At 65.8% G+C, this 5,519-nt stretch carries 7 protein-coding genes; 3 read left to right on the forward strand and 4 right to left on the reverse strand.

What is annotated here, in order from left to right; all coding sequences use genetic code 11:
• A partial coding sequence (locus tag IL54_RS20695) for an amidase family protein (RefSeq protein ID WP_037480645.1) occupies nt 1-1,272 on the reverse strand: 1,272 nt, incomplete at its 3' end.
• Nucleotides 1,273-1,392: 120 nt separating this feature from the next.
• On the reverse strand, nt 1,393-1,680 hold the full coding sequence (gatC, locus tag IL54_RS20700; RefSeq protein WP_037480044.1) for an Asp-tRNA(Asn)/Glu-tRNA(Gln) amidotransferase subunit GatC: 288 nt from the start codon (nt 1,678-1,680) through the stop codon (nt 1,393-1,395).
• A gap of 131 nt (nt 1,681-1,811) precedes the next feature.
• Between gatC and IL54_RS20705 the strand changes: the two genes are divergently transcribed.
• Both IL54_RS20705 and ruvX read left to right on the forward strand, forming a co-directional pair.
• On the forward strand, nt 1,812-2,930 hold the full coding sequence (locus tag IL54_RS20705) for a DUF3089 domain-containing protein (RefSeq protein ID WP_037480047.1): 1,119 nt from the start codon (nt 1,812-1,814) through the stop codon (nt 2,928-2,930).
• Nucleotides 2,931-2,942: 12 nt separating this feature from the next.
• Nucleotides 2,943-3,416: a Holliday junction resolvase RuvX gene (gene ruvX, locus IL54_RS20710; RefSeq protein ID WP_037480049.1), complete on the forward strand. Its 474-nt coding sequence runs from the start codon at nt 2,943-2,945 to the stop codon at nt 3,414-3,416.
• A gap of 1 nt (nt 3,417) precedes the next feature.
• Here the strand turns inward: ruvX and IL54_RS20715 are convergent, their stop codons facing one another.
• On the reverse strand, nt 3,418-3,801 hold the full coding sequence (locus IL54_RS20715; protein WP_037480051.1) for a MerR family transcriptional regulator: 384 nt from the start codon (nt 3,799-3,801) through the stop codon (nt 3,418-3,420).
• A gap of 70 nt (nt 3,802-3,871) precedes the next feature.
• Here IL54_RS20715 and IL54_RS20720 point away from each other — a divergent pair, with 70 nt between their 5' ends.
• Nucleotides 3,872-4,615 (forward strand): glutaredoxin family protein, encoded by a 744-nt coding sequence (locus IL54_RS20720; RefSeq protein ID WP_037480647.1) that lies wholly within the window; start codon nt 3,872-3,874, stop codon nt 4,613-4,615.
• A 78-nt stretch (nt 4,616-4,693) separates the two neighbouring features.
• On the opposite strand, the gene serB is transcribed toward IL54_RS20720, so the two are convergent.
• A partial coding sequence (gene serB / locus IL54_RS20725; protein WP_156106341.1) for a phosphoserine phosphatase SerB occupies nt 4,694-5,519 on the reverse strand: 826 nt, incomplete at its 5' end.

The following is a 5,519-nucleotide window of genomic DNA, read 5'->3' on the forward strand; positions in this document are numbered from 1 at the left end:
CGGATCGGCCTGCTTCTCGCCCAGCGTGAACGCCGCGCTTGGCGCGGTCGGGGTCAGCAGCAGGTCGCACTGTTCCAAGGCCAGATCGAAATCGCGCGCGATCAGCGCCCGGACCTTCTGGGCCTGCGTATAATAAGCGTCGTAGAAGCCCGCCGACAGGACATAGGTGCCGATCATGATGCGGCGCTTGACCTCCGGCCCGAAGCCAGCGGCGCGGGTGGCGGCATACATGTCCTGCAGGCCTGCGCCATCGGGCAGGTCGCGCTGGCCATAGCGCACGCCGTCATAGCGGGCGAGGTTAGACGAGGCTTCGGCGGGCGCGATGATATAATAGGTCGGCAGCGCATATTTGGTATGCGGCAGCGACACCTCCACCACGGTCGCGCCAGCGTCCTTGAGCCAGGCAATCCCCTGATCCCACAGCGCGGCGATTTCCGCGTTCAGGCCATCGGGGCGATATTCCTTGGGAATACCGACCGTCTTACCCTTGAGATTGCTCGACAATCCCGCCTCCCACTGCGGCACCGGCAGGTCGAGCGAGGTCGAATCCTTGGGGTCGAACCCGGCCATCACCTCCAGCAGCAACGCATTGTCGCGCACGGTCCGCGCCATCGGCCCGGCCTGGTCGAGCGACGAGGCGAAAGCGACGATGCCCCAGCGCGAGCAGCGGCCATAGGTCGGCTTGATGCCGCTGATGCCGGTAAAGGCGGCGGGCTGGCGGATCGATCCGCCCGTATCGGTGCCGGTCGCCGCCGGGCAAAGCCGCGCCGCGATCGCGGACGACGACCCGCCCGAAGAACCGCCGGGGGCCAAGGCCGAATTGTCGCCGCCGTCGCGCTTCCACGGGCTGATGACGTTGCCATAATAGCTGGTCTCGTTGGACGATCCCATGGCGAACTGGTCGAGGTTCAGCTTGCCCAGCATCCCCGCGCCCGCATCCCACAGCTTGGCGGACACGGTCGACTCGTAAGTCGGCACGAACCCTTCGAGCATGTGGCTGGCCGCCGTGGTCTGCACGCCCTGCGTGCAGAAGAGGTCCTTCATGCCGATCGGCACGCCCGACAGCGGCTTCACGTCGCCCGCCGCCAGCGCCTTGTCGGCGGCATCGGCGGCTTCCAGCGCCTTTTCCGGCGTTTCGACGATGAAGGCGTTGAGCGCCTTGGCCGCGGCCACATTGGCGTTGAAGCCCTCGGCGACTTCGCGCGCGGAAAAATCGCCTGCGCGGAACCCGTCGCGGATTTCGGCTACGGTAAGGTCTGTAAGGTCAGTCAAAATCTTTATCCCGTTCGGGCTGAGCGAAGTCGAAGCCTTCTGCTGAGCGAAGCGAAGCAGCCTCCCTCCGGTCGGCAGAGCCCTTCGACAGGCTCAGGGCGAACGGGGGAGTGATACGCATCACTCGATAACTTTCGGCACCGCAAAAAATCCATGTTCGGCCTGGGGCGCATTCGCCAGCACCTTGTCGCGGACATTGCCGTCGGTCACGACGTCGTCGCGCAGGCGCTGGTGATTGGGGATGACGGCAGTCATCGGCTCGACGCCGCTGACGTCCACTTCACCCAATTGCTCCACCCAGCCAAGGATGTTGTTGAGTTCGGGCACCATCGCCTCGGCTTCGGCATCGCTCACCGAAATGCGCGAGAGGCTGGCGATCTTTTTTACGGTCTGAAGGTCTATCGACATGGGCCATGCCGCTACCACCCGCTTCCCTCCGCTTCAAGCCGGTTTCGCGCCTCTTGCGCACGCCGGTAGCTTGCGTAAGACAGGGGCGCGCAAATGGGGGCTGCGTCGCCCTTGCAAATCGGAGAGCATGGGTGGCCCGCAAATTTCTCTATGTCATCGCAACCCTCGTGGTTCTGGTGATCGCGGCGTTCGCCATCTATGCGATCTGGGGCATGCAATTGATCCGTGCGGTGATGGTGCCGCGCGAAGAATTTACCGAACTCGCGCCCCTGCCCGCCAACGCCTATGCCGACCCCAAAATGTGGGTCGCCCGCCCGGACATCACGCAGAATAATCCGGCGCTCTGGACGCCCGCAGGCGTCACCCTTCCCGCGACGCTGCCCAAAGCCGCGATCTTCTTCATCCACCCGACCAGCTATATCACGACCTTTGGCGACGCTCATTGGAATGCCGCGCTGGGCGAGAAGGAAGCTGACGCCACCGCCCGCCGCTTCGTGATGAGCCAGGCCAGCGCCTTCAACGCGGCAGGCACCGTCTGGGCACCACGCTATCGCCAGGCCAATTATGGCGCGTTCCTGACCGACAAGCCCGCCGGTGACAAGGCACTGGCCGCCGCCTATCGCGACGTTGCCCAGGCCTTTGCCGCCTTCCTCGCGGCCAACCCGACCGGGCCGTTGATGCTCGCCGGGCATAGCCAGGGGTCACGCCATTTGATGCAATTGCTGCGCGAGGAAGTCGCGGGCAAGCCCGTCGCAGATCGGGTGGCGGCGGTCTATGCCGTCGGCTGGCCGGTCTCGGTGGAGGCCGATCTGCCCGCGCTCGGCCTGCCCGCCTGCGCCCGCGCGGCCCAGTCCCATTGCATCGTCAGCTGGCAAAGCTATGCCGAACCCGCCGATCCGTCCGCCGTGGTCGAAAGTTTCGAGCGCAGGACCGGCTATACCGGCAAGCCCCGCAAGGGCACGCACATGCTCTGCACCAACCCCATCACCGGCGCGTTCAACGGCGCGGCCCCGGCCAGCGCCAACAAGGGCACGCTCGACGCGCGCGAGCAGGGCCAGCCGCCCAAGCTGCTGACCGGCATCGTCCCCGCGCGCTGCGACACCAGCGGCGTGCTGATGATCGGCGAGCCGGTTGACATGGGGCCGTTCACCCTGCCCGGCAATAATTATCATGTCTATGATTACAGCCTGTTCTGGGGCAATGTCCGCGCCGATGCGCAACAAAGGCTCGCCGCCTTTCAGAAGAAGTGACAGCCCGATAACATGCCATTGGTAACGACGGATCGCGTCGCCTTTCGCGAGGCTTTGCCCGAAGGCGGCCGCCTGGTCGGCATGGATGTCGGCACCAAGACGATCGGCCTCGCGCTGTGCGACGCGCGCTGGTCGATCGCCAGTCCCGCCCACACCATCACGCGCGGTAAATTCAGCAAGGACAAGCTGTTGCTGGCCGCCTTCATCACGCAGCAGCAGGTCAAGGGCATCGTCATCGGCCTGCCGCTCAACCTTGACGGCACCGGCAGCCCGCGCAGCCAGTCAAGCCGCGCCTTCGCGCATAATCTTGCGGATTTCGGCCTGCCGGTCCTGCTCTGGGACGAACGCTGGTCAACCCAGGCGGTCACCCGCACGTTGATCGAGGCCGACGCCAGCCGCGCCCGCCGCGACGTGCTGGTCGACAAGCTGGCGGCGAGCTATATCCTTCAGGGTGCCATCGACGGGCTAGTCTCCGGGCTGGAATAGCTCACCCCTCGAACGCCGCGATGATCGGGCATGGCCCCTCGTCCGACGCATGGCATTGCCGCGCCAACCGCTCCAGCGCCGCACGCGCCGCCTGCATCTCGGCGATCTTCGCGTCCAGCGCCGCGATCCGTTCCGACGCCAATTCCCGCGCCCGCGCCCGATCCTGCCCCGCATCCAGATGCAGCAGTTCGCCAATCTGCTCCAACGTGAAGCCCGCCCGCTGCGCGCCCCGGATGAAGCCGAGCCGCCGCGCGTCCGCCGCATCGTAGCGCCGGATGCCCTCGCCCCGCTCCGGCGTGGCGAGCAGGCCGCGCCGCTGATAATAGCGCACCGTCTCCACCCCGACCCCGCTGCTGCGCGCAAGTGCAGAAATCGTCATGCTCATCCCTTGACTCCGTACCATGGTCCGCACCCTATATGGGTGGCATGCCCCCTTTGCCCAAGGATATGCCGTCATGACCCAAGCTCGATCCGCCGCCATCTACCGCATGGTGATGCCCGACCATATCTGTCCCTATGGTATCAAGGCGCGCTGGCTGCTCAAGCGACGCGGCTACCAGGTCGAGGATCATTGGCTCACCAGCCGCGCCGAAACCGATGCGTTCAAGGCGACGCATGACGTCAAGACCACGCCGCAGATATTCATCGATGGCCAGCGGATCGGCGGCCATGACGATCTGCGCCGCTTCCTGGGCCTCAAGCTGCGCGATCCCGACGCGACCAGCTATGTGCCCGTCCTCGCCGTGTTCGCGGTGGCCGCGCTGCTGGCGCTGGCGGTCAACTGGCTGACCTTCGCCCCGCTCATCGCCTTCGTCACGGTCGAACGCTTCATCGCCATCGCCATGATGCTGCTCGCCATGCTGAAATTGCAGGATGTCGATCGGTTCGCGACGATGTTCCTGAACTATGACCTGCTCGCCCGATGCCTTCCCCCCTATGGCCGCGCCTACCCGTTCCTGGAACTGGGCGCCGGCGTGTTGATGCTCACGCGCACGCTCGACTGGCTGTCGATCCCGGTCGCGCTCACCATCGGCGGCATCGGCGCGGTGTCGGTGGTCAAGGCCGTCTATCTCGAAAAGCGCACGCTCAAATGCGCCTGCGTCGGCGGCAGCAGCAACGTCCCGCTCGGCTTCGTGTCGCTCACCGAAAATGTGATGATGGTGGCGATGGCCCTATGGATGCTGACAGGCATCCATTGAACAAAAAGCGCGGATGACGGCAGGCATCCATTGAACGGGTCGTGCAGGGTGATGCAAAGGTCCAGGCCGGGGACGACCTCAGTCGACAACCCAATCGGCCGACGCGATCCCTTGCGCATAGAGCAGCACCGACAGGTCGCCATGGACGATCTCGGCCGCGGCGGCGGCGCGCGTCACCGGCTTGGCATGATAGGCGACGCCCAGCCCTGCCCCTTCGATCATCGGAATATCGTTCGCGCCGTCGCCCACCGCCAGGGTCAGGGCGCGATCAATACCACCCGCGATGGCCGCTTCCAGTTCCGCCCGCTTGCGCGCCGCATCGACGATCGGACGAGTGACGCTGCCCAGTAGCGCGCCGTCGGCAATCTCCAGCACATTGGCGACATGCATGTCGAAGCCGATCTCGGCCGCCACCGGCCCTGTAAAGCGGGTGAAGCCGCCCGACACCAGCAAGGTCCGCGCGCCCCGCGCCTTCATCGTGCGGACCAGCGCTTTCGCGCCGCCCATGATGACCACGCGCTCCTGCCGACATTGGTCGATGGCGCTGTCGGCCAAGCCCTTGAGCAGCGCGACACGGCCATGCAGCGCGCCTTCGAAATCCAGCTCCCCGCGCATCGCCCGCTCGGTGATCTCGGCGATCTGCGGCTTGATTCCGGCATAGTCGGCCAGTTCGTCGATGCACTCGACGGTGATCATGGTAGAATCCATGTCGGCGATCAGCAGCTTTTTCTCGCGCCCCTCGACCGGCTGGACGATCACGTCGATGCCCTGCCCGATATCGGCCAGTGCCGCGCGCCCGGATAGCGGGTCAGCGGCGAAGAACAGGTCCGCCGCCTTGTCGCGGTCGAGCCACAGGCTCTGCCCCGGCTGGCACCCCGCCTGCGCCAGCCTATCGGCGGCGGCC

It is taken from the genome of Sphingobium sp. ba1 (assembly GCF_000743655.1).
In the GTDB taxonomy this organism is placed as follows: Bacteria; Pseudomonadota; Alphaproteobacteria; order Sphingomonadales; family Sphingomonadaceae; genus Sphingobium.